The 23,876-nt window shown below is 73.8% G+C and carries 17 protein-coding genes and 1 pseudogene; 9 read left to right on the plus strand and 9 right to left on the minus strand.

The features are described 5' to 3' along the window. Positions 1-7: 7 nt before the first annotated feature. From ACVMYR_RS14415 to ACVMYR_RS14435, 5 genes are read left to right on the plus strand one after another with little or no spacing between them, the layout of a single operon-like run. Positions 8-3,484 carry an ATP-binding protein gene (locus ACVMYR_RS14415; protein WP_457121988.1) on the plus strand — a complete coding sequence of 1,159 codons (3,477 nt, stop codon included), beginning with the start codon at positions 8-10 and terminating at the stop codon, positions 3,482-3,484. A gap of 1 nt (position 3,485) precedes the next feature. Next, positions 3,486-5,435, plus strand: coding sequence for an MFS transporter (locus ACVMYR_RS14420; protein WP_457121989.1), 1,950 nt, complete (start codon positions 3,486-3,488; stop codon positions 5,433-5,435). Next, positions 5,432-5,989 (plus strand): hypothetical protein, encoded by a 558-nt coding sequence (locus ACVMYR_RS14425; protein WP_396789612.1) that lies wholly within the window; start codon positions 5,432-5,434, stop codon positions 5,987-5,989. Before ACVMYR_RS14420 ends, ACVMYR_RS14425 begins: the two co-directional genes overlap by 4 nt. An 8-nt stretch (positions 5,990-5,997) precedes the next feature. Further along, a complete protein-coding gene (locus ACVMYR_RS14430; RefSeq protein WP_457122057.1) occupies positions 5,998-7,137 on the plus strand; it encodes a M23 family metallopeptidase in 1,140 nt (379 codons plus the stop codon). A gap of 13 nt (positions 7,138-7,150) precedes the next feature. After that, positions 7,151-7,750 carry a hypothetical protein gene (locus ACVMYR_RS14435; RefSeq protein ID WP_043964990.1) on the plus strand — a complete coding sequence of 200 codons (600 nt, stop codon included), beginning with the start codon at positions 7,151-7,153 and terminating at the stop codon, positions 7,748-7,750. 3 nt (positions 7,751-7,753) lie between these two features. Here ACVMYR_RS14435 and ACVMYR_RS14440 read toward each other — a convergent pair whose 3' ends face one another. Continuing rightward, positions 7,754-8,173: a hypothetical protein gene (locus ACVMYR_RS14440; RefSeq protein WP_457121990.1), complete on the minus strand. Its 420-nt coding sequence runs from the start codon at positions 8,171-8,173 to the stop codon at positions 7,754-7,756. 977 nt (positions 8,174-9,150) lie between these two features. Between ACVMYR_RS14440 and ACVMYR_RS14445 the strand changes: the two are divergent. Continuing rightward, positions 9,151-11,358, plus strand: a pseudogene (locus ACVMYR_RS14445) (FtsK/SpoIIIE domain-containing protein); the annotation flags it as partial. Between the two features lie 179 nt (positions 11,359-11,537). Beyond that, positions 11,538-12,416, plus strand: coding sequence for a hypothetical protein (locus ACVMYR_RS14450; protein WP_077938013.1), 879 nt, complete (start codon positions 11,538-11,540; stop codon positions 12,414-12,416). 93 nt (positions 12,417-12,509) lie between these two features. Here the strand turns inward: ACVMYR_RS14450 and folE are convergent, their stop codons facing one another. The 4 genes from folE to ACVMYR_RS14470 all read right to left on the minus strand — a co-directional run bounded on the left by folE (position 12,510) and on the right by ACVMYR_RS14470 (position 16,416). After that, positions 12,510-13,175 carry a GTP cyclohydrolase I FolE gene (folE, locus tag ACVMYR_RS14455; protein WP_043964986.1) on the minus strand — a complete coding sequence of 222 codons (666 nt, stop codon included), beginning with the start codon at positions 13,173-13,175 and terminating at the stop codon, positions 12,510-12,512. 32 nt (positions 13,176-13,207) lie between these two features. Next, positions 13,208-15,223, minus strand: a complete 2,016-nt coding sequence (gene ftsH / locus ACVMYR_RS14460; RefSeq protein ID WP_077938020.1) for an ATP-dependent zinc metalloprotease FtsH — start codon at positions 15,221-15,223, stop codon at positions 13,208-13,210. A gap of 380 nt (positions 15,224-15,603) precedes the next feature. Then, on the minus strand, positions 15,604-16,176 hold the full coding sequence (gene hpt, locus ACVMYR_RS14465; RefSeq protein ID WP_043964985.1) for a hypoxanthine phosphoribosyltransferase: 573 nt from the start codon (positions 16,174-16,176) through the stop codon (positions 15,604-15,606). 102 nt (positions 16,177-16,278) lie between these two features. Continuing rightward, on the minus strand, positions 16,279-16,416 hold the full coding sequence (locus ACVMYR_RS14470; RefSeq protein ID WP_396726277.1) for a hypothetical protein: 138 nt from the start codon (positions 16,414-16,416) through the stop codon (positions 16,279-16,281). 151 nt (positions 16,417-16,567) lie between these two features. Between ACVMYR_RS14470 and ACVMYR_RS14475 the strand changes: the two genes are divergently transcribed. Further along, positions 16,568-17,527 (plus strand): GlxA family transcriptional regulator, encoded by a 960-nt coding sequence (locus ACVMYR_RS14475; RefSeq protein WP_091278054.1) that lies wholly within the window; start codon positions 16,568-16,570, stop codon positions 17,525-17,527. Positions 17,528-17,694: 167 nt separating this feature from the next. On the opposite strand, the gene tilS is transcribed toward ACVMYR_RS14475, so the two are convergent. The 3 genes from tilS to dacB all read right to left on the minus strand — a co-directional run bounded on the left by tilS (position 17,695) and on the right by dacB (position 21,307). Beyond that, complete coding sequence (gene tilS, locus ACVMYR_RS14480) at positions 17,695-18,735, minus strand: tRNA lysidine(34) synthetase TilS (RefSeq protein ID WP_396789609.1); 1,041 nt, start codon at positions 18,733-18,735, stop codon at positions 17,695-17,697. Positions 18,736-18,745: 10 nt separating this feature from the next. Next, positions 18,746-19,810: a zinc-dependent metalloprotease gene (locus tag ACVMYR_RS14485; RefSeq protein WP_077938010.1), complete on the minus strand. Its 1,065-nt coding sequence runs from the start codon at positions 19,808-19,810 to the stop codon at positions 18,746-18,748. Positions 19,811-19,879: 69 nt separating this feature from the next. After that, on the minus strand, positions 19,880-21,307 hold the full coding sequence (dacB, locus tag ACVMYR_RS14490) for a D-alanyl-D-alanine carboxypeptidase/D-alanyl-D-alanine endopeptidase (protein ID WP_457122058.1): 1,428 nt from the start codon (positions 21,305-21,307) through the stop codon (positions 19,880-19,882). 540 nt (positions 21,308-21,847) lie between these two features. Here dacB and ACVMYR_RS14495 point away from each other — a divergent pair. Beyond that, positions 21,848-22,354: an inorganic diphosphatase gene (locus ACVMYR_RS14495; protein WP_077938009.1), complete on the plus strand. Its 507-nt coding sequence runs from the start codon at positions 21,848-21,850 to the stop codon at positions 22,352-22,354. Positions 22,355-22,385: 31 nt separating this feature from the next. On the opposite strand, the gene eccD is transcribed toward ACVMYR_RS14495, so the two are convergent. Then, the gene (eccD, locus tag ACVMYR_RS14500; protein WP_457121991.1) at positions 22,386-23,786 is read right to left on the minus strand and encodes a type VII secretion integral membrane protein EccD; all 1,401 of its coding nucleotides are present in this window, start codon (positions 23,784-23,786) and stop codon (positions 22,386-22,388) included. Positions 23,787-23,876: the final 90 nt, after the last annotated feature.

Below are 23,876 nucleotides of genomic sequence, written 5' to 3' on the forward strand. Positions count from 1 at the left end.
CGGTGGCATGAGTCGCTCTTCCACGCCGGGTTCCCCGGCAGGACGTCACGCGGCCACGCACGGTAACCGTGCGCGCTCATTCGACTACCCTCCGGACGAGGATCTGGACGAGGTCGCCCTCGACCCCGCCCTGGCCACCACCCCCGGCCACGGCCGCGTCGGCGTCTTCCAGGCACCCCGACCCACGCCCGGGCGTCCCGCGCCGGCCGGCCCCGAGCCGAGCCCGCCGATGGTCGCCGACAGTGCCGACATCGACTCGCCGTTCCTCGACCTCTTCGGCGGCGCCCACCCGGTGCCCCGGCCTGCGCTGCCCGCGCCGCCCCGACCCACGGCCCGCGAGCACCCCCCGATCCCGCACCAGCCGCCGGCCGTCGCGGCCCCGCCCGCGCGGGCCGAGATCCCGCCGGCCCCCGCCGAACGGCCCCCCGCCGCCCCCACGCCGCACGGCCGGCCCCGGGTCCCCCAGCAGCACGTCGAGCGGCTGCCGGCGGCGCGACCGGTGCCCGCGCCCGACCTGCCGCCGCCCCCGGTCGCGGTCGCCCCGCCCACCGACCCCGACGACGAGACGTACGGCTGGCAGGACCCCGAGCCGCCCGTGCGCCGGGAGCCCGAGCGGTCCCCGCAGCGGGACGCCGAGGCGTCGGCACGGCGGGAGGCCGGGCACGCACCGCAGCGCGGTGCCACGCCGGCCCCGCAGCGCGGTTCCCTCTCGTCGCCCCAGCGCAACGCCGAGGCCCCGCCCCGGGGCCGGGAACCGGACCGACCGGCACGCCCGGCGGCGGAGCCGGCGCAGCCCCCGGCCGGCCGCGAGGTGACGGCACCCCGGCAGCGGACGGCCGAACGGCGGGAGCGGGCCGGCAAACCCGCCAAGCCGGCCAAGCCCGCGAAGCCCGCCCGCCCCGCGCGGCAGGTGAAGCCGCCGAAGATCAAGTTCGGGGACCGTGACCCGTCGGTCGAGCTGGCCATCACCGAGATCGCCGGCCACCTGACCTTCACCCCCAACACCGTCACGGCGTGGTACTGGCTGCCCGAGGTGCGCTGGGCGTTCCGGCCCGACGCCGAGCGGGAGGCCCTGCTCGCCGCGATCTCGGAGCAGTACGCCGGCCTCGCCGGCTTCCGGCTGCACCTGCGCCGCACCACCCGCCCGTTCCCGGCCGACGAGTGGGCCCGCACCATCGACGCGCACACCGCGTCCCCGCTGCCGGACGTGGCGGGCACCACCGGCTGGGGCGACCACCTGGTGGCCGCCCAGCGGCACCTGCTGTCCGTCAACCACGCCGAGGGGCAGACGTACCTCGGGGTGACCTTCGCCCGGCGCTCCCTCGGCGACTCGCTCACCGAACGGCTCCTGCGCACCTTCGGCCGCGGCGTCGCCGAGGGCGAACGCCGCAAGCTCGGCCGCACCGTCGAGCAGTTCGACGAGGTGCTGGGCGCGTTCGGCATGCGCGGCCGGCGGGTCACGGCCCAGGAGCTGGAGTGGCTGCTCTACCGCTCGGTGGCGCTCTGCATGGCCCCGCCCGGGGCCCTCTCCCCCGTCACCAACGGCCGGTGGGAACGCGGCGACCTGCTCGCCCTCACCGAGCAGGTGGAGCGGTACCGCACCCCGTACGGGTCGACGGTCAAGCTGGTCAACCGGATGACCGGCGAGGAGCGGCACGTGGCCGTGCTCGCCGTCGGCCGGATGGAGCCGCTGGAGATCCCCGAGCGACACGAGCCCTGGCTGCACTTCCACGAGCGGCTGCCCTGGCCGATGGAGATCTCCACCCGGGTCGACATCCTCGGCTCCGGTGACTCCTTCCGCAACCTCGAACACCGGCTGCGGATGATCCGCTCCCAGCAGCTCGACTACGCCGAGCACGGCATCGACGCCCCGCCCGAGCTGGAGCGGCTGGCCAAGCGGGCGCTGGTCATCGGCGACGAGATGACCACCGGTCTGCCGGTCGACTCCGCCCGGGCCCACGGCTGGCACCGCATCGCCGTCGGCGGCCGCACCCGCGAGGAGTGCCTGGAGCGGGCCCGCCGGCTGATCCAGCTCTACTCCCGGGAACTGCGCGTGTCGTTGCAGCACCCGAAGAACCAGGACTGGCTGGCCCGCGAGTTCATCCCCGGCGAGCCGATCGCCAACACCGGCTACGTCCGGCGGATGCCGGTCAACCTGCTCGCCGCCGCGCTGCCGCAGGCCGCGTCCACCGTCGGCGACCGGCGGGGCGACCTGATCGGGCGTACCGCCGGCACCTGCCGCCGGCCGGTCTTCCTCGACCTGCACTTCCCGATGGAGGTGCGGGAACGCTCCGGGCTCGCGGTCTTCGTCGCCGAGCCCGGCGGCGGCAAGTCGACCTTGCTCGGCGCACTGGGCTACCTGGCCGCCCGGCGCGGGGTGCAGGTGACCCTGCTCGACCCGTCCGGCCCGCTGGCCCGGCTGTGCAGCATGCCGGAGCTGCGGCCATACTCGCGGGTGCTCAACCTCACCGGGTCCGAGCAGGGGACGCTGGCGCCGTACGCGCTCATCCCGACGCCGCTGCGCAGCGAGTTCAGCGCCGGTGCGGCCGGCGACCGGGAGTTCGAGATCGCGGTCTCCAACGCCCGCGCCGAGCGGCGCATGCTGGTGCAGGACATCTGCATGATGCTCGTGCCGCCGCAGGTGGCCCGCGAGGCGTCCACCGCCACCCTGTTCCGGCACGCGGTCCGGCAGGTGCCGGCCGAGGAGACGTCCACGCTGGACGACGTGGTCGCCTGCCTCGGTCAACTCGACGACGACGCCGGCAAGGAACTGGCGAACCTGCTGCTCGACACCGCCGAGATGCCGCTGGCCATGCTCTTCTTCGGCCGCCCGCCGGAGGGGCTGCTCGGCGCCGACGCGGCACTGACCGTGATCACCATGGCCGGGCTGCGACTGCCCGACCTCAAGATCGAACGCGAGTACTGGTCGGCCGAGGAGGCGCTCGCGCTGCCCATGCTGCACACCGCCCACCGGCTCGCGGTGCGGCGCTGCTACGGCGGGTCGATGTCCTCCAGGAAGCTGGTCGGCCTGGACGAGGCGCACTTCATGGAGGGCTGGCGCTCCGGCCGGTCGTTCCTCGTGCGCCTCGCCCGCGACTCCCGCAAATGGAACCTCGCCGCGCTGGTGGCATCGCAGAACCCGCGCGACATCCTCGGCCTCGACGTGCAGAACCTCGTCTCCACCGTGTTCGTCGGCCGCATCGCCGAGGACACCGAGATCGCCTCCGAGGCGCTGCGGCTGCTCCGCGTCCCCGTCAACGACGGGTACGAGGCGACACTGGCCTCCCTGTCCACAGCGGACGCCACCTCCGCCACCCGGCTCGGCTTCCGCGAGTTCGTCATGCGCGACGTCGACGGGCGGGTGCAGAAGGTCCGGGTGGACGTGTCGTACGTCGACGGGCTGCTGGACCACCTGGACACCACCCCCGCCGCGGTCGCCGCGGCAGCGGGCCAACTGCCGACCATCGCGGACCTGGAGGCGTGACATGGCGAGGGGCCGGGCCCGAATAGCGGCGTTCCTGCTCGCGCTCGGCGTACTCGCCGGCGCCACGGTCTCCTGGCCGGTCGTGGGCGGCGACGCCGCGTACGCCGCCCTGCCGACCGCGCAGGCCAAGGCTGACCTGTGCAGCACCCAGGAATGGCAGGCGGACTTCCGAGCCTGCGTCGGCAAATTGCAGGACGTTTCGGCTGAACGTGCCCAATGTCTAGAGGCGCCGACACCAAGTGCGCCCGACTCCGGCTTGGCGGGATGGTTTGCTAGCGCTCCAACCAAGGAGGCCTCTAGCGGCGTCACTGGCCAGTACAGCCTCTACGGATATGGCGGCTACGGCTATACCACCTACGACATACCCGGCGGCTGTGCCTCCACGGTCCTCCATCCCGACTACAAATTCACGACGACGGTAGCCAACGGTGAATTCATGATCGCCACCGCGATCATAGGCGCTTCGAACGCGATGCGGGAACGCGCCTGGGACCCTCGGTCCATGTGGGGCTGGGCAGACCCTCTCGTGGATCAGGCCACTAAAGCCGTCTACCAGAAGGTGTTCAGCGTCTTTGGCATCATCACGCTCTGCGTAGTGGGGCTCTACCTACTTTGGCGCTCGCGGCAGTCAGACATGAGCAATGCGATGACCACGGCGGGCTGGGCGCTCCTGGTGATGGTGAGCGTAACTGCACTAGCTGCGTGGCCCGTCAAGTCGGCCAACCTGGCAGACGGAACATTGATCACGACTCTTGGAGTGGTACACGACGCTGTCGGACCCCAAGCCAAGGAACCGGCACCAGGTCGTTGCATAGACTCGCCTGAGCGTTGCAAAGATAACCGATCGCCCGCAGTACGAGCCAGCGACACTGCGACCGAGACCATGCTGTACCGCAATTGGCTACGAGGTGTCCTGGGGTCTGCCGACAGCGAGACGGCCAAGAAGTACGGCCCAGCTCTCTACGATGCACGCGCCCTCACCTGGGGAGAGGCGCAGTCAATGCGCGCCAATCCTGCCACTAGGCCGGCCACCAACGAGGCCAAGAAGCAGCAATGGATGAAGGTAGCCGAACAGATCCGAGTCGAAGACCCGGAGGCCTACGAGTATCTCCAAGGCATCCGGGACATGGACCGGGTCGGCTCCGGCTTCATCGCCGTGCTCGCCGCGCTGCTCTTCGCGATGTTCGACCTCACCGCGTCGCTGCTGGTGCTGCTGGGCTTCCTCATCTTCCGGTGGGCGGTGATCGCGGCGCCGATCCTCGGCACGATCGGGCTGATGCGCCCGGCGAGCGCCGGGCTGCGCCGGCTGGCCAACGCCGTCGTCGCCGCCGTGTTCAACATCGCCATCTTCGGCACCGGAGCCGCCATCTACCTCTTCGCCGTGGACCTGATCATGAGCACGGCGACCCTGGCGGGCTGGCTCCAGGTGGTGCTCGTCTGGCTCTGCGGGGTGGTCGGTTGGCTGCTGCTGCGGCCGTACCGGCGGATCACCCAACTCGGCGGCAAGGACAGCAGCGAGGCCGTCAGCTCGGCGGGATCGTGGCACCGACGGTTCTTCCGGGACATGCGCACCGCTGCGAGGCTCGACGTGGCCGAGCCTGGTGGCACGAACGAGCCGGCCGTGGCCCGGAAGCGCGGCGCAACGGTCGAGCGGACGACTCTGCGGCCCGAGGCCCGGCACGAGGACCCGAGCCACGCCGCCGTCGGCAACGCGAACGCCGCGGAGCGGCAGCGGCCCGACGGACGCGAACGTCCCGACGAGGCCACCGTGCCGGAACAGCGCAGCCCCGCGCGGCCCGCCGCGCCCCGGCCACGACGCCGCCAGCCTTCGACCTGGACCGAGCCGGACGTTCCGGCGGAGAACCCGTCCTTCGTCATCTACCGGCCCGGCGCCGCCGAGCCGGCCACGCCCCGGCCTTCCGCACCGCGGATCCGCACCGAAGCGCGGTGAGGGCCATGCGACGAGCGGTGGAGTATCTCTTCACTCGGGTGTTGCGGTCCCGCTTGGGCATCGCGCTGGCCATCGGGATTCTGGTCTTCGGTGTGATCGGTGCCGCCCGGCTGGTGTCCGGTCCGGGGGACCCGGCGGCAGGGCTGAGCAATCGGCCCCGGCAGCCGATCACCACCGTCGACCCGACCTCAGGTGACGACGGTGTACTCGGCGGCACCGCGCCCCCGACGCCGGTGACCCGCCCCGGCGCACCGACCCCCGAGCAGATCGCGGACCGGTTCGTCGCCGCGTGGCTCGGTGGCCGCGGGAACAGCGCGGACGAGTGGCACGAGGCCCTGCGCCCGCTCTCCACCCCGGAGCTCACCGAGAAGCTCTCGGGCGCCGATCCGGCGGGTGTTCCGGCGGAACGAACGGCCGGCGAAGCGAGCCTCCGCCCGCGGACGGAACGCTTCGTCGAGGTGTTGGTTCCGCTCGACACCGGGCGGCTACGCCTGGAACTGGTGGCCCCCGAGGGGCAGTGGCTGGTCGACGCCGTGGACTGGGAGCGGACATGAGCGAGCACATGGGAGACGGCGACAGCCCGCGGCGCAAGCTGCGGCTCGGCGCGCTGGCCGTAGCACTGACCGCCACGCTCGCGCTGCTCTGTTGCACCGGAGGGACCGCGGCCTTCTTCCTCACCGAACTGAGCGGCGGCAGCGACGATCTCTCCCCAGAGACCCAGTCCGCCTGCGGCTCGTCCCACCAGGTCAAGGTCTCCGGCAAGATGCCTCGCTTCGCACAGTACGGGGAGAGCCAGATCCGCAACGCCGCGGTCATCATCAAGGTCGGCTCGGACATGAAGGTCCCGCCTCGCGGGTGGGTGATCGCCGTCGCGACCGCCATGCAGGAGTCCGGCCTACGTAACCTTCCCCACCTGGGCAGCCGCAACGACCACGACTCGGTGGGTCTGTTCCAGCAGCGTCCCAGCCAGGGCTGGGGGTCTCCCGAGCAGTTGCAGGATCCGTCCTACTCGTCACGCAAGTTCTACGAGAAGCTGGTGAAGGTCCCGGGATGGGAGCAGCTCTCGCTGACCCGGGCCGCGCAACGGGTGCAGGTGAGCGCGTTCCCCGACGCCTACGCGAAGCACGAGGAACTGGCCAGCAAGATCGTCGACGCGCTCGCCGGCGGGGCGGCCCGCACGGTGCAGGTGGCTCAGCGCAGCATCTGTAATGCCGCCTCCCGCGGCCAGATCGCCGCCTCGGGTTGGACGGCGCCGATTCCGGGGGGCGTCGGCTCCGGATTCCGGACGGCCAGTCGCCCCCGGCACAACGGGGTGGACATCGCTGCGCCGAAGCGCACCCTGATCCGCGTGGCGGCAACGGGCCGGGTGCTGGTCGCCCGCTGCGACCCTGCCAACAACGGCCAGCTGAGCTGCGATGTGGACGGCTATCCGGGCAAGGGTGGGTGTGGCTGGTTCGTCGACGTGCTGCACGCCGGCGGCTACGTGACCCGGTACTGCCACATGATCGTCAAGCCTCGGGTGGTCCCCGGCCAACTGGTCAAGGCCGGCGAGGTGATCGGTGAGGTCGGGAGCAGCGGAAACTCGTCCGGCCCGCACCTGCACTTCGAGGTGCACCTCGACGGGGACCGGTCCAGTCGTGGTGCCGTAAACCCGGTGCCCTTCATGCGGGACCGGGGCGCGCCGCTGAACGGCAAGGCGTAGGGCTCCGGTACGCATGACCGGGCCACTTCCCGACCCCTTCGCCGACCAGCCTGACTGGGCGCCCCAGCCACCCAGGCCGGTCGAGATCGTGCCCGCGACCGGACGGGTCGAACTGCGGGGACGGCGGGTGCTGGTCGGGCTGCCTGGTCTCGGCTGGCGCGGCGACCTGCGCGCCGACGAACGCGTCGTGCAGAACAGCCGAACCTACGTGCCGGTCATTCCCGAGCAGGAGTGGTACCGCGCGGAGTCCGAGCAGGTCGAGGTCTTTGCCCCGCTGGTGCCGGTCGAACGGGTGTGGGTGGAAACCCTGGGAAACCGGCCGAGCGTCCCGCCGGTCGGGGTCTCCAGCGTCAACCTGGTCTCCCTGGACGCGCCGACTCATCGGGCGCCGACTCCCGTCTTCGAGGCCGGCGCCGTCACGGGACGCCGGGTCGTGCACGTAGCCGATTCCGGTGAGCAGCGGGACCTCCGCGCGGTGACCGAGACCTACTCGGGGGCCGAGGGGGACATCTGCGTTCGGGTCACGCCGGAACTGGAGTGGTATCGCTGGGCCTGGCGAGGTCAGCCGCCCACCACCTTGGAGGTGCCGGTCCATCTCCTCTGGATCGAGTAGAGGTCAACCTGGCTGGGCTGCGCAAACACGCCATCCTTCTCGGTCGGACAGGTCGAAGCGCCAGTCATCTGTCAGGCTCTGCTGAACCCCATCGACTTGAGCACTTCTCCTGATCACTGCATGCACAGTTGCGCTCGAGGAGCCGCTCCTTTCGACACGCACGTTTTCGATGTTGACTGAGATTGAGACGCCGAGTTCTCGTTCCTTCGCCATCATTTGGTCGCGAAACGCCTCTATCTCAGGGAGTCGATCACCACAGCTGAAGAGAACCGCTCTGCTCTGCTCTCGCTTGACCAGCAATGCTTGCAGGTAGTTGACGACCACCACGTCCGGGGCGCTGCGATCCGGTCTGGTCGCGCGGTCGTACAGCACGAAGGCGGTGATACCGCCGCCGACGAGCAGCAACCCGAGCACCCCGGCCACCACCGTGATGATGGTCCGCACCCGCCCCGGCCGACGTGCTGGCGTCGGTGTCCCCGACGGGGGCACCAACTGCTCCGGCGGGGTCCGCTGCGCCGGTACGCGGGAGACCTGGGAACCGGCGGGGGGCTGCACTGATTCCACCCCTTGAGGCTATCGGCTGGACGCCTCGTACCCAATGCCCAGGATGCAGCGGATCGTGACAGGACGACCCCCAGCGGTGAGAATCCGACCGGTCACGGACATCTCCGGCGCACCCGCCGTGCCGCATCCCTGAGGACGGGCGGGACCTGGGATACCGTCACTGCTCGGGGAGGGGTTCCCAACCTCGGGACGAGGGGGTGGACGCGGTGTTCGGTCCGAGGACACGCACCAACCGCGCCGCTGCCCTGCACCGCAGGGCGGAGGCGACGGCCGCCGCGGCGGCCGCCATCCTCGACGAGATCCGGCCCGCGCCAGCCGACCAGCGCCGGCAGTACGAGTTGGCGGACCGGCTGCGGTCCACGGCGGCTCTGCTCGCACCGGGCTGGGCGGGGGCGTCACTGGAGACGCTCACCGTGGCGGCCCTTTCGGGCGAGGGTCCACCGCCGTTCGTCCGGGTGGGCATGGCGGCGCCGCTGGACGACGCACGCTTCCCCGCCCTCGTGCCGCTGCTCGGCACCGGCCATCTGACGATCGACAGCGACGCCCGGGATCCACGAGTGGCAGGGCTGCTCCGGGCCGTGCTGCTGCGCCTGCTGGCGGCGACGCCCGCCGGTTGCCTGCTGGTCCGCGTCGTCGACGGGACCGGCACCGCAAGCATCAGCACCACCACCGTCGGCACCGCGACCGGCGCGCGAACGGACACTGTGCCCGGCGCAGGACCGAGCACCGCCACCGCCGCACGCACGGCCACGGCCACGGCCACGAACGCAGGCGCGAGCCCGGCCACGACCACCGACACCAGCTGCACCGGCACCGGACGGGCCGCACCACCGGCTGGCACGTTCGCCCCGTTCGCCGGGCTCGCGGACGCCGGCCTGCTGCCCCCGCCGGCCACGGACGTCGCCGGGCTGCGGGCCGTGCTCACCGAGGCGGAGCAGTGGGTGTCGCCGGGCAGTGGCCGGCCGCGCCGGCACGACCGTACGCTGCTGCTGGTCGTGGCCGGGTGGCCGGAGGCGACGGATCCGGCCGATCTGGATCGGGTCGAGGCGCTGGCGGCGCGGGGTCGGGCTGCCGGCCTGCACCTGATCGTGGCCGGCTGGCCACCGGCCGGCCCGTACGCGACCCGGGCTCCCCTGCCGCAGGCCACCCCGCTGGCAATGCGCAACGCGTACGCACTGCTGGGCGACCCGCCGGGTGGTTCCCTGGCGGGTCCGGGGGCGGAGCCACCCGGCGGGCTGAACTCCCCCGTCTTCGTCGACGACGATCCGCCGTCGGAGCTGGTCGACGCCGTGTGCCGACGGCTGGCCGCGGAGATCGAGGCCGGTTCCCGGCTCAGCCTGGCCGACCTGCTGCCCGACCCGACCGCGCCACTGTGGGCGGTGGGCTCCGCGGAGGGCGTCTCCACCACGGTCGGCGACGCGGGTGGCCGTCCGGTGACCGTGGGGTTCACCGAGCTGACCCCGCACTGGCTGGTCAGCGGGCGGTCCGGGGCGGATCGTGCCGCGTTCCTCAGCAACGTGCTGCTCGGCCTCTCCGCCCGGTACGGCCCGGACGAGTTGGTCCTGCACCTGGCCGACCTGGGTGACGGCGAGTCGTTCGCGGAGTTCCTGCAGACCGAGCGGGACCGGTCCTGGGTGCCGCAGGTGCGGTCGGCGGGGATGGCCGCCGACCGGGAGTACGTGCTGGACCTCCTCGACGAGCTGACGGCGGAGGCCCGTCGCCGGGAGGAGGCCGGCCAGCGCGCCGGTGGGCAGCGGTTCGCCGGTCTGCGTGAGCATCAGGCCCTGCCCCGGGTGGTCTGTGTGATCGACAATCTTCCGCTCCTGTTGGCCGAGCGGGACCGGCTGGCCACTGACGCGGTCGCCCGGCTGGACGCCCTGGCCCGCTCCGGTCGGGCGTACGGCGTGCACCTGGTCCTGGCCGGGGAGGGTGATCTCGGGATCGCCGGCGGGCCGACGACCCGCGACTCGATGCTCGGGCAGTTCCCGGTGCGGGTGGCGCTGGCCGGCGGCGGTCCGGTGCTGGAGCCGAGCAACGACGCCGCGGCCGGGCTGCCGGTGGGCAGTGCGGTGGTGAACACTGCGGGCGGCCTGGGCGGTCCCCGGGGTGCCACCCGGGGACACGAGCGGATGGTCCGCTTCCCCGACCCGCACGAGGCTCCGGAGACGATCGGGGAGCTGCGGCGCAGGCTCTGGGCGGCCCGTCCGGAGCGGTCGGCTCCGCCGGTCGTCTTCGCCGGTTGGGCGCGCCCGTCGTTGCGTAACGATCCGCACTACCGGGCGGCCTTCGCGGGGCGGGCGCGGGGGCCGGTAGCCCTGCTGGGCCGGGCGGTGGATCTGTCCCGGTCTACGGTCATGGTGCCGCTGGGTTCGGGTGCCGGCCGTAACCTGGCCGTCCTCGGTCCGGGGGCGGAGGCGGTCGCTCTGTTGGCCACCGCGGCCCGTAGTGTCGCGGCGCACCACCCACCGGGCACGGGACGGTTCGTGGTGGCCGCACTCGCCGCCGAGGCGGCACTGGTGGCGGACGCCCTCGCGGCGGACCTCGCCGGCCAGCACCGGGTGGAGCGTGTCGACCTGCCGGGCCTGCTCGACGCCGTCGCCGCCGAGGAACCCGGCTACCTGGTGGTCTTCGGGTTGGACAGGGTCGCCTCGCAGGAGCGACCGGCTGACGGGCCTGCGTCGCAGGGGCGGCCGACGGACCGGCGCGCCGCCAACGAGCGGCCGGCGAACGGGCCTGACCCGCGCGATCGGCCGGCCGACCCGGCCGCCGTTCACGAGCTGCTGGCGGACCGGCTGCGGGTCCTGCTGCGGGACGGCCCGCCCGCCGGCCGGCATCTGCTCGGCTGGTGGCGCACGGTGCCGCCGTTCACGGCGGTGGCCCGGGCCGAGGACGATCTCGACAAGCTGGCCGCCGTGGTCGCGGTGGATGTGCCGGGAGCCCAGCTCGCGGCGCTGTTCGGGCATCCGGTGCAGTGGCGTCCCCGGCCTGGCCGGGCGATGCTCTGGGACGGCCCGGACGAGCGGGGCGTCCTGCTGGTGCCGTTCGCCGGTCCGGGCGGTGACGCTCCGCCGTCGACGGGCCCCCCGCCGGAAGCCGACACCACGACGGAAGCCGACACCACGCCGGGAGGCGGCACCGCGACGAGAGCCGACACCCCGACGGGCGGCGGCACCCCGACGGGGGCCGCCCGTGCCACGGCAGGGACCGACGACGGGGAGGGCGAGTGAGCCGGGAGTCGATCAGCGTCATCGCCGCGCCGCCGGCTGCGGGGCCGGTCCGACAACGGACCGGCGTCGACCCGGTGCCCGCCGTCGACGGCGCCGCGGCGTGGACGGAATACGTCGCCGCCGCCCGCCAGCTCGACGGGGTACGCCGGGGCGCGGCGACCGCCGCGACAGAGCAGGCCCGGGCGGTTCAGGCCGCCCGCGAGGAGCTGACCGGGGTACGCGAGCGGCTGGCGCCGCAGCGGTCCCGGCTGCGCGAGTTGGGCGTACCCCCGATCGTGTTGGCGCCGTCGCCGCCGGAGTTGAGCGAGGCGGCCCGGGAGATGGTCGGCGGGCCGACGGCGGTGTCGACGGCCCTGCGCGCGGCGCGGGAGTGGGCGGACGGGGCGGACGGCCTGTTGGCCGGGCGCGGCCGGACCGGTGCGGGGACGTGGCCGCCACGGCTGCGCAACCTGCTGGTCTACGGGCCGCTCGCGCTGGTCGTTCCGCTGCTCCAGGTGCTGCTGTACGCGACGACGGGTCCCGGCCCGGCGAGCGTGGTGGCCCTGGTGTGCGGGCTCCCGATGCCTGCGGCCGCCTTCGTCGTGGGCTGGATCGGCGTGGGCCGCCTCTTCGGCGAGACCTCGGGGACGGCGGCGGCACACCACGCCGGGCGGAACGTCGGTGGGGCAGCGGCGCACGGTGCGGCCCCGGTGCGCCCGGCGGGCGACCCGGTCGTGCCGGCCGGCGGTGGTGCCGTGCCCTCCGCGCCGGCCGGGCGGGCCGGTGCCCCGGCCGGCAGACCGGTGGACCGGACGCCCCGGTGGGGGGTCCTGGTGTGTCTCGTCCCGGCTGTGCTGACCACCGCCGGGCTCGTGCTGGCGATGCTGGCCGGTTGATCAGCGGGGCTGTGACCGGCCGCGCGGCCAGGGGCCGGGTACGACGACGCCGGGGCGACCGCGTGGTCGCCCCGGCGTCGGACTGCCCCGCGGTCAGCGGGGGATGATCAGGGCCATCGCCTCGGCGCGGGACTTGGCGTCGTGCTGGAGCACGCCGCGTACCGCGGAGGTGATGGTCTTCGCTCCGGACTTCTGGATGCCGCGCATGGCCATGCACATGTGCTCGCATTCGAGCACGACCACGACGCCACGCGGGGCGAGGCTGCTCATCAGCAGGTCGGCGATCTGCGAGGTGAGCCGCTCCTGCACCTGGGGACGGCGGGCGAAGACCTCGACGAGCCGGGCGAGCTTGGACAGGCCGGTGATCCGGCCGTCCGGCCCGGGGATGTAGCCGATGTGCGCGCTGCCCCGGAACGGGAGCAGGTGGTGCTCGCAGAGGCTCATCACGTCGATGTCCCGGACGAGCACCAGCTCCTCGTGGTTGGCCTCGAAGGTGGTGCTGAGCACCTGCGCCGGGTCGACCCGCAGGCCGGCGAAGAGCTCGGCGTACGCGCGGGCGACCCGGGCCGGGGTCTTCACGAGACCGTCGCGGTCGGGATCCTCGCCGACTGCGATGAGGATCTCGCGTACGGCTTTCTCGATGCGGGCCAGGTCGACGGACTCCTCGACCGGGCGACCGGTCAACTTGCCGTTGACCAGCCGCGCGGCGAGGTAGTCCAGACCGTCGGTGTCGGGCTCGGTCGACGAGGCACTCGGGATCGGTGCCTCGTGACCGGGCGTCGGGTCGGTGCTCAGTGCGTACCGTCCGAGTTGTTGGAGCCCGGCAGGCCGCCGCCGACGGAGGCACCGTCGGCCTGGGCCTGCGCCTTGAGCGCCTCCTTCTCGGTCGGCGTGAGGACCGGGGGCTCGGTGGAGGGCTGACGCTTGCCGAAGCCGTTGTAGGGGGCCATCGGCGGGCGCTTCACCACGCGGGAGCAGATCCGGGCCATGTCGGCGGTGGAGAGGGTCTCCTTCTCGATCAGCTCCAGGACGATGTTGTCCAGGACGTCCCGGTATTCCACCAGGATCTCCCAGGCCTCGTCGTGGGCCAGCTCGATCAGCGCCCGCATCTCGTTGTCGATCTCGGCGGCCACCGCGTCGGAGTAGTCCCGCTCGTGGCCCATGTTGCGGCCGAGGAACGGCTCGTCGCCGCTGGTGCCGTACTTGATCGCACCGAGCTTGGAGCTCATGCCGTACTGGGTGATCATCGCGCGGGCCAGCCCGGTGGCCTTCTCGATGTCGTTGCCGGCGCCGGTGGTCGGCTCGTGGAAGACCAGCTCCTCGGCGGCCCGGCCGCCCAGCGCGTACGCCAGGGTGTCGACCATCTCGGCGCGGGTCTGGGTGTACTTGTCTTCCGTCGGCAGGACCAGCGTGTGGCCCAGCGAGCGGCCACGCGACAGGATCGTCACCTTGTGCACCGGTGCGGCGTGCGGCAGCGCCCAGGCGACCAGCGCGTGCCCGCCCTCGTGGTACGCGGTGATCTTCTTCTCCTGGTCGCTCATCACCCGGGTGCGGCGCTGCGGGCCGGCGATGACCCGGTCGATCGACTCCTCCAGGGAGTCGTTGGTGATCGCCCGCTGGTCCTTGCGGGCGGTGAGCAGCGCGGCCTCGTTGATCACGTTGGCCAGGTCGGCGCCGCTGAAGCCCGGGGTGCGCCGGGCCACCGAGTCGAGGTCGACGTCGGGGGTGAACGGCTTGCCCTTGGCGTGCACCCGCAGGATGGCCTTGCGGCCCTCCATGTCGGGGGCGTCCACCGGGATCTGCCGGTCGAAGCGGCCGGGGCGCAGCAGCGCCGGGTCGAGGATGTCCGGCCGGTTGGTGGCGGCGATCAGGATGACCCCGCCCTTGGTGTCGAAGCCGTCCATCTCGACGAGGAGCTGGTTGAGGGTCTGCTCGCGTTCGTCGTGGCCGCCGCCCATGCCGGCGCCGCGGTGGCGGCCGACGGCGTCGATCTCGTCGACGAAGACGATCGCCGGGGCGTTGGACTTGGCCTGCTCGAACAGGTCGCGGACCCGGCTCGCGCCGACACCCACGAACATCTCGACGAAGTCGGAGCCGGAGATCGAGTAGAACGGCACCCCCGCCTCGCCGGCGACGGCGCGGGCGAGCAGCGTCTTACCGGTGCCGGGCGGGCCGAAGAGCAGCACGCCCTTCGGGATCTTGGCGCCCAGGGCCTGGTATTTCGCCGGGTTCTGCAGGAAGTCCTTGATCTCGTGCAGCTCCTCGACGGCCTCCTCGGCGCCCGCGACGTCCGCGAAGGTCGTCTTCGGGGTGTCCTTGGTGATCATCTTCGCCTTGGACTTGCCGAAGTTGAGCACCCGGGAGCCGCCGCCCTGCATCTGCGACATGAAGAACAGCAGCAGGAGCACGAGCAGCGCGATGGGGAGCAGGTTGACCAGCAGGCTCACCCAGACGCTGTCGGACGACACCTTGGTGTCGGCCGGGCCGGTGATCCGGTTCGCCGCCTTGGCCGCGAGGACCTCGTTCCAGACCTCGTCACCGACCTCGTACGGGAACTGGGCCTCGATCCGGTCGGTGGTGGTGTCACCGAACTTGGTCTTGCTCTCCAGGTCCAGCTGGAGCGTCTGCTCCTTGTCCTGGAAGACCGCCTTCTTGATCTTGGCGGTGTGCAGCTGGTCGAGCGCAACGGAAGTGTCCACGCGGTGGTAGCTGGGACCAGCGGTGAACAGCTGACTGAGCACAACGGCGCCGAGGATGACCAGGATGATCCAGACCACCGGTCGGCGGAAGAAACGCGTACGTTCCATGCTGTTGTCGAGCGCCGAGACGCCCGCATCCTCCTGATCGACGTCCTGACCGTCTGAATGGCTGTCGCCGCCGCGGCGGCGGCCGGAGCCGCCGTGCGGGCCGGCCTCGACCCCGGGACGCGTCACTGCCGCGTCACGGTCACTCGACGGTACACCGTGTGCGCGACATGTGGCCTTGCGAGGCCAGCAGTTACGCGTAAGGCGAACCGGGTTTCAGCCGGCGTGGCGTGGTTTCCCCGCCCGGCCACCCGACCGCCCGGTCACGCGGGTCGAGGGGTCGGACGTGGAGGGTGCGTCCACACCACCGGCCTCTACCGTAGTCCGATCAGCTGAGAGTGCGCTGAACGTCCGCTTGACGGGCACCGCGCCGCGCCCGTCGGTCAGGCGCGGGCGTAGACCTCGGGCTTGAGCACGCCCACGTAGGGCAGCTCGCGGTAGCGCTCGCCGAAGTCGAGGCCGTAGCCGACGACGAACTCGGTCGGGATGTCGAAACCGACGTACTTCACCGGCACCGGGACCTTGATCGCCTCCGGCTTGCGGAACAGGGCGACGACCTCGACGCTGGCCGCCGACCGCGACTCCAGGTAGCGCAGCAGCCAGGACAGGGTGAGGCCGGAGTCGACGATGTCCTCCACGACCACCACGTGCCGGCCGGCGATGTCCCGGTCCAGGTCCTTGAGGATGCGCACCACACCGGAGGAGGTGGTGCCCTGGCCGTACGAGGAGATCGCCATGAAGTCCAGCTCGACCGGGGGGCCCTGCCGACCGAGCGCCCGCGCGAAGTCGGCCATGAACATGACCGCGCCCTTGAGCACGCAGACGAGCAGCAGCCCGTCGACGTCGGCGTGATCCGCCGACACCTGCTTGGCCAGCTCTGCGGTCTTCTCGCGGATCTGCGCCTCGGAAATGATCACGTGGTCGATGTCGGCGTCGTACCAGGAGCCGTCAGCCATGGCTCCTAGCCTGCCGTACGCCGGATGTCCGCCGTCGGCGGGGCCGCCTCTTTCGGGGCCGGCCCCGCCTGGCATTTCTCGCGCATACCGACAGCAATCAGGTCAGCAGGTGCGGGACCGCCACCGGCGGCCGCCGTCGGTGGGCTTCCAGTCCGCCGAGTCCCGGGTGTCGGCGGTGAGGCCGGCCGCCGAGGCGGCGGCCAGGAGGAGCAGGAAGAGCAGGAGCAACAGGGATTCCATGGCGGCGCTCGCTTTCGCAGGCTTTGGGATGCTTTCGCCGCCGGTGCGCACCGGACTTGACCCAAGTCTGCGCCCCCGCCGGGCGGCGGGACAGTGGCAGGAATGCCACTGCACCTCGATTTTCTGCCACCCGCGCGGTTACCCTCGTCACATGCTCCGTTCCGTCGCCGTCGTCATGATGGACCAGGTGGTCCCGTTCGAGCTGGGCGTGTTCGCCGAGGTGTTCGGCACCGACCGCACCGACGACGGCTTCCCCGGCTACCGGTTCGACGTCTGCGCCGCCGACGGCGCTCCGGTGCGTACCTCCTCCGGCTTTCTCGTCACCCCGAACGCGGACCTGACGCCGGTCGAGGACGCCGACCTCGTGGCGGTCCCCGGGCACGACGACACGGTCGCACCGCCCGAGGTGCTGGCGGCGCTGCGCCGGGCGCAGGCGCGCGGCGCGTACGTGCTCAGCGTCTGTACCGGCGCGTTCGTGCTCGGCGCGGCGGGGCTGCTCGACGACCGGGAGTGCACCACGCACTGGCGGTACGTCGACGAACTGCAGCGCCGCCACCCCCGGGCCAGGGTCCGCTGCGACTCGCTCTACGTGGCCGACGGCCGCCTGCTCACCGGCGCCGGCACGGCCGCCGGCATCGACGCCTGCCTGCACCTGGTGCGCCACGAGCACGGCTCGGCCACCGCCACCCGGCTCGCCCGCCGGATGGTCGTCCCGCCGCACCGCGACGGCGGCCAGTCGCAGTACGTCGAGGCGCCCATCCCGAAGGCCCCCGAGGCGCCCACCCTGGAGCCGGTCCTGGCCTGGCTGGTGGGTCACCTCGACCGGCCGGTCACCGTCGACGAGCTCGCCGCCCGCGCCGGGATGACGCCGCGCACCTTCGCCCGCCGGTTCCGCGCCGAGACCGGCACCACCCCACACGACTGGCTGACCAACCAGCGGGTCCTGCTGGCCCGACGGCTGCTGGAGGAGACCCCGCTGAGCGTGGAGAGCGTGGCCGGCCGGTCCGGCTTCGGCGACGCCGCGGCGCTGCGGCACCACTTCGCCCGGCGGGTCGGCACCACCCCGCACGCCTACCGCACCACCTTCCGCGACCGCGTCGCCGCGTCCTGAGCCTCCAGCGTGCTCCGCTCCAGGCCGGCGACCTCGCGGGGTCACCGTGAGCCGGAAGCCCCCACGTCGCCGGCACGGAGTCGATCACCCGAGCCAGCCGGGGCGGCGGAGAGGGCGCAGCCGGCGCGACGTCGCGCCGGGCAGTGCACGAAGGTCAACCCGGCGGGTCAGCCGGCCGGGTCGGGCCCGGTCAACCGGCCCGCGCGGCGGGCCACCCGCAGGCCGCCGGGCAGATGGACCTCACCCTGGCCGTGCCAGGCGGTGACCAGGGCGTCGAGCGCCTCGACGTGCCGATGCGACAGCGCGGCCGGCGACGCGCCCAGCTCCCGGGCCCAGGCGTGCAGCACCCGGGTCCGCACGGCCGGGGCGAGCCCGGCCAGCGCCGCCACCACCAGCCCGCCGCCGGGGGCCCGCACGCCGGCCGGGCCGTCGGCGGCGGACGAGCTGCCGGCCGACGAGGTCACGGGCAGGGCGGCGGCGGCCAGCTCGTCGAGGGCCGCCGCGTCGGCGGCCGCCAGGCGGGCGGTCCGGGCCAGGTTGTCCACCACCCCGGGGCCGAGGGCACGCACCAGCGCGGGCAGCGCGTCGGCCCGGACCCGGGCCCGGGCATACGACGGGTCGGCGTTGTGCGGGTCCTCCCACGGGGTGAGGCCGAGCGCGGCGCACGCCTTGCGGGTCTGCTCGCGGCTTACGTCGAGCAGGGGCCGCAGCAGCGGCACCCCGGCCAGGTCCCGCCGGGGCGGCATCCCGGCGAGCCCGCGCGGGCCGGCGCCCCTTGCCAGCGCCAGCAGCACCGTCTCGGCCTGGTCGTCGCGGGTGTGCCCGGTGAGCAGGGCAGCGGCCCCGTGTCGCCGGGCCGCCTCGGCGAGCGCCTGGTAGCGCGCCTCGCGGGCCGCCGCCTCGGGGCCGCCGGGGCGGCCGGCGACGTCGACGCGTACCGCCTCGACCGGCGCGAAGCCGGCCCCGGCGGCCCAGGCCGCGACGTCGGCGGCCCGCCGGTCGGACCCGGCCTGCAACGCGTGGTCGACGGTGACGAGGCCGACCGGGCGGCCCAGCCGGGGCGCGACGAACGCGGCGGCGGCGGCCAGGGCCAGCGAGTCGGCCCCGCCCGAGCAGGCGACGAGCACCGGCCCGGCCCCGGGCAGCCCGGTCAGCGCGCGGCGGACCGCGAGCCGGACGGCGGCGACCGCCGGGGCGAGCGCGGGCATCGGCGTACGGTCAGCCGGCGGTCGGGGTGGCGGCCGGCCCGTGCACCCGGGCCACCCACGCGTCGGGGTCGCCCAGCTCGTCGAGCCGGGGCAGGGTCAGCGGGGAACCGAAGATCTTGTTGAAGCCGTCCATGCCGACGCGCTCGACGACGCCGTGGACGAACTTGCGGCCCTCGGCGTACTGGCGCATCTTGACCTCGACACCGAGCAGCCGGCGGATCGCCTTCTCCAGCGGGTTGCCGGTCTCCCGACGCCGGTTGAACGCGGCCCGGATCGACTCGACGCTGGGGATGACCTGCGGGCCGACGCCGTCCATGACGAACTCGGCGTGCCCCTCCAGCAGGGTCATCAGGGCGGTGAGCCGGTCGAGCACGGCCCGCTGGGCGGGGGTCTGCACGATGTCCAGCACGCTGGCCCGGCTGTCCGGGTCCTTCACCGCGTCGGAGAGGGTGGCGACGCCCCGGCGCAGCCGCTCCAGCAGGTGCTCGCCGCCCTGCGAGGCGTCCACGAACGCCTGCACCTCGCCGAGGAAGTAGGCCCGCATCCAGGGCACGGCCGTGAACTGGGTGCGGTGGGTGACCTCGTGCAGGCAGACCCAGAGCCGGAAGTCGCGCGGGTCGGCCCCGAGCTTCCGCTCCACCTCGACGATGTTCGGCGCGACGAGCAGCAGCTGGCCGGGGTCGCCGGAGAAGACCTCGTACTGGCCTAGGACACGGCCGGACAGGTACGCCAGCACGGTGCCGGCCTGCACGCCGGTGAGCCGGGAGCCGACCGCCTCGGTGAGCGGGCCCGGCCGCTTGTCGCCGGAGAGCCGGCTGACCAGTGGGGTGATCACCTCCCGCAGCCCGGCGATGTTGGTGGCCGCCCAGTCCCGGCGGTCCACCACCCGCACGGGCGGGTGGACCACCTGGGACCGCAGCCCCGTGTAGTCGGCCACGTGCCCGGCCGCCTCGTCGGTCAGCCGCCGCAGCTCGGAGACCACCTCGGTGGCCTCGGCGTACGACACCCGGGGCCCCGACTTGCCCAGGGCCCCCGCCGTCGCGGCGGCCAGATCCCAGTCCACGAACTGCGCCATGCACCCACCGTACCCGCGCCGGAACACCCCCACCTTTCGGTGATCGGAGGACATACCACCGCGGACCGGTCAGCGGCAGCCGCAGCGGGCCAGGGCGGACGTGACCCGGTCGAGGGCGCGGCGGGTGTCGTCGAGGCTGCCCGCCGGGGCCTTGTCGGCGAGCACGGCGAAGGTGAGCAGCCGCCCGTCGGCCGTGGTGACCAGCCCGGCGATGGCGTGTACCCCGGTCAGCGTGCCGGTCTTGGCGCGGACCACCCCGGCCCCGGCCGTCGTGCCGTCCGACCGGTACCGCCCGTCGAGGGTGCCCGACCAGCCGGCCACCGGCAGGCCGCCGAAGATGCTGCCCAGCTCCGGGTGGGAGCCGTCACCGGCGATGGCGATCAGGTCGGTCAGCAGGGAGGGGCTGATCCGGTCGCTGCGGGACAGCCCGCTGGCGTCGGAGAGGGTGATCTCGTCGGCGGGCAGGCCCAGCTCACCGAGGACGATGTCCATCGCCGCCGCGCCGCCGGCGAAGGACGCCGGCTGGTCCCGGGCCAGCGCCACCTGCCGGGCGAGCGCCTCGGCGATCACGTTGTCGCTGTCGGTGATCATCATGTCGACCAGCCGGATCATCGGCGGGGACTCGACCTTGCCCAGCTCGGCGCCGGGGGCCGGGGCCGCACCGGCCGAGGCGTCACCGGAGGCCGGCGCGGTGCCCCGCTTGACCTCGGCGGCGGCGCCGGAGAGCCCCAGCAGCCGGGCGAAGGCGCGGCCGGCGGCGAGGTCCGGCTGGGGGCTGCGCTGCGCCCAGCCGTGACTCGCGTCGAAGTTCTTCTTCGCCGCCACCGGGTCCACCCGCGCGCCGTCGGTCATCAACGCGCTGATCGCCGCGCCGAACCCGCCGGTCGGGATGTCGGCGTCCCAGCCGGGTCCGTAGACCGGGCCGGGGAAGAGCGAGGAGTCGACGGTGACCCGGGTCGGCGCGGTGCCGCCGAGGGCCTTCCTGACCTGCTCGGCCAGGTCGTCGAGGCGGGCCGCGCCGGGATAGAAGCCGTCGCCGTCGACCGCGAGGGTCGGGTCGCCACCGCCGACGAGCACCACCTCGCCCGGTGCCGCGCCGGCCACCGCCCGGGTCGGCACGCGGTGGTCGGGGCCGCGGGCGGCCAGCACGGTCACCGCGGTCGCCAGCTTGGTCACCGAGGCGGGCACCGTGGCGTCGTCGCCGCCCCGCGAGTACAGCGACCGGCCGGTCGTCACGTCGGACACGGAGACGTTCACCCGGTCGCCCAGCTCCGGGGCGGCCAGCAGCGGCTCGATCGCGGCCTTCACCCCGTCGGCGGTGGGCTCCGGGGCGTGCGCGTCCGGGCCGGCGAGGACCGGCGTCGGATCCGGCTCGACGACCTCGGCGTCGGCCCGGGAGATGTCCTTGCCGTCGCCGAGCCAGCCGGCCACCGGGCCGGGCCGGACCACCACCAGGCCGGCGCCGACCAGGGCGAACAGCAGCAGCACGGCGAGCACGGCCAGCGGGAGGCGGCGTCGGCGGGCGGGCGACGGGTCGTACCCCGGCGGGGGGCCGGCCGGCGGGTCACCGGGACCGCCGGGCGTGGGCGGGGCCGCCGCGGCGGCCGGCTCCGACCCGGTGGGGACGGCCGGCGCGGCGGAGGCGGGGGTCGCGACGAGTTCCGGGGAGCGGTTGGTGTCCGGGGGCCGCCACACCGGCTCGCCGGACCCCACGATCGGGGCGGTGGCCTCCGGATCGAAGTCGTCCCCGGCCGGCTCCTGGGCACGCGGGACGTGCGCCTCGGGCACCGGCACCCGGCCGGTCGCGCTCCCGGACCCCGGGCGCGGCTTCTTCCGCCCGTCAACCCCCTGCGGGCGGTAGTGTGAATCTTCCCTCCCCACGACCCCCTCCTCCCCGTGCGGAAAACAGCTTGGGTGACACTACTTCGGTCCGAACACTATGCGGCGGCCGGAGCGGGCAGGTGGGCATTCACCTGCTCGGGGGGCACCGCCACTTGGTTCCGTCAGCCAGCGTGGGCAAACGAGGGAGCGTGGGAAATGGATTTCGACGTCACGGTTGAGATCCCCAAGGGTCACCGCAACAAGTACGAGGTGGACCACGCGACCGGCCGGATCAGGCTGGACCGCACCCTCTTCACGTCCACGCAGTATCCGGCGGACTACGGGTTCATCGAGGGCACCCTGGGCGAGGACGGCGACCCGCTGGACGCGCTGGTGCTGGTCCCCGAGCCGACGTTCCCGGGCTGCCTGATCCGCTGCCGCACCATCGGCATGTTCCGGATGACGGACGAGAAGGGCGGCGACGACAAGGTCCTCTGCGTGCCCTACGAGGACCCGCGCCAGGAGCACCTGCGCGACATCCACCACCTGGGCGAGTTCGACCGGCTGGAGATCCAGCACTTCTTCGAGGTGTACAAGGACCTGGAGCCCGGCAAGTCGGTCGAGGGCGCGACCTGGGTCGGTCGCGTCGAGGCGGAGGCCGAGATCCACGCGTCGTACCGGCGGGCCAAGGAGGCCGAGGAGCGCGGCGAGACCATCCACTGACCCCACCCACGCCGACGGGCCCGGGAGCCGCTCAACCGAGCAGCCCCCGGGCCCGCTCGTACAGGTCGAGCACCGCGCAGGCCACCGGCACCACGGACACCACCAGCGCCGTGTCGACCAGGTCGGCCGCCCGGCCCAGATACGGGGAGGCGGGCCGCTGGGCGTACGTGGTGCCGGCCGCCACGGCGAGCAGGGCGACGGCAAGCCCGCCGACGGCCAGCGCCAGCCGGCCCGCCGGCCCGGAGCCCACGGCGAGCACCCCGCCGAGCAGGACGGCCCCCGCCAGCCCGGCGACGACCGGCGGCACCCGGTGGCGGACCGCCACGAACAGCCGCGTGCGCAGCAGCAGCACCGCGCAGACCACGGCGACCAGCAGCCGCCCGGCCACGCCGCCCGCCGTCACCAGCACCACCGCCGCCCCGGCCACCAGCACGGCGTGCCCGAGCAGCATCCCGGTGAGCATCTCCTCGGTGCGGGCCACCGCCGCGTGCACCCGGGCCCGGTCCGGCAGGTCCCGGGCGGCGTCCGCGCCGGGGCCGCCGTCGCCCGGCAGGGTGATCGGCGGCAGCGGCATCTTGCCCAGCCGGATGGCCAGCAGCGGCAGCGCGCCGAGCGCGAAGACCAGGGCGCAGAGCAGCACCGCCGCGGCGCCCCCGGCGGTCAGCGTCAGCCCGCCGACGGCGGCGAGCGCACCGCCCGCGCCGACGGTCGCGCCGGCCACGAAGACCCGCACCCGACTGGCCACCCCGAGCAGGCCGAGCACCGCCACCAGCAGCAGCGCCACCGCTCCGGCCAGCAGCTCGGGGGCGCCCAGCCAGGGCAGCGGCGCGACCGGGCCGACCGGGTCGCCGGAGCTGACCGCGAGGGCGCCGGCGGCGAACGCGTACGGCAGGGCGTAGCCGCCGAGGGTCGCGCCGGTGGCCCCGTCGCCGTACGCGCGGGAGGCGACCGCCCCGGCGAGGGTGAGCAGCAGCGCCACCGCGACCGCGACGGGCCAGCCGGCCCCGGGCCCCGGGCCGGCGGCGAGGGCGGCGAGCAGCCCCACGCCGAGCGGCACGGCCGCCCCGGCCAGGGCGGCGCACCGGGTGGCGGCCGGCGACCAGGCGGCACCCCTGCGGCGGGCCCCGTCGACGATCGCCTCGACCACGTCGTCGTACTCCAGCTCGGGCCACTGCGCGCGGGCCGGCACCAGGTGCAGCACCTCGCCGTCGCGGACGCCCTGCGGCAGCAGCGCCTGGGCGGTGGCCAGGACCGCCCCGTCGGTGCGGCGCAGCACCCAGCCGCCGTGCCGTTCGCCGTCGTCGGCCAGCCCTTCGCCGGCGTGCCGGAGCACCTCGGGCAGCAGCTCGGCCAGGGGGACCTGCTCGGGCAGGGCGACGTCGACCCGGCGCTGGGGGGCGCTGATCGTGACCCGGGCCAACCCGACTGTCATCGGCGCATCTCCATATCGAGGGGGGACGGTGGCTGCGCGGACGACAGGACTTTACCTACGATGAGCCAGGCTCGGGTTACCGAGCGCTGT

The sequence above is a fragment of the Micromonospora sp. PTRAS2 genome (genome assembly GCF_054052245.1).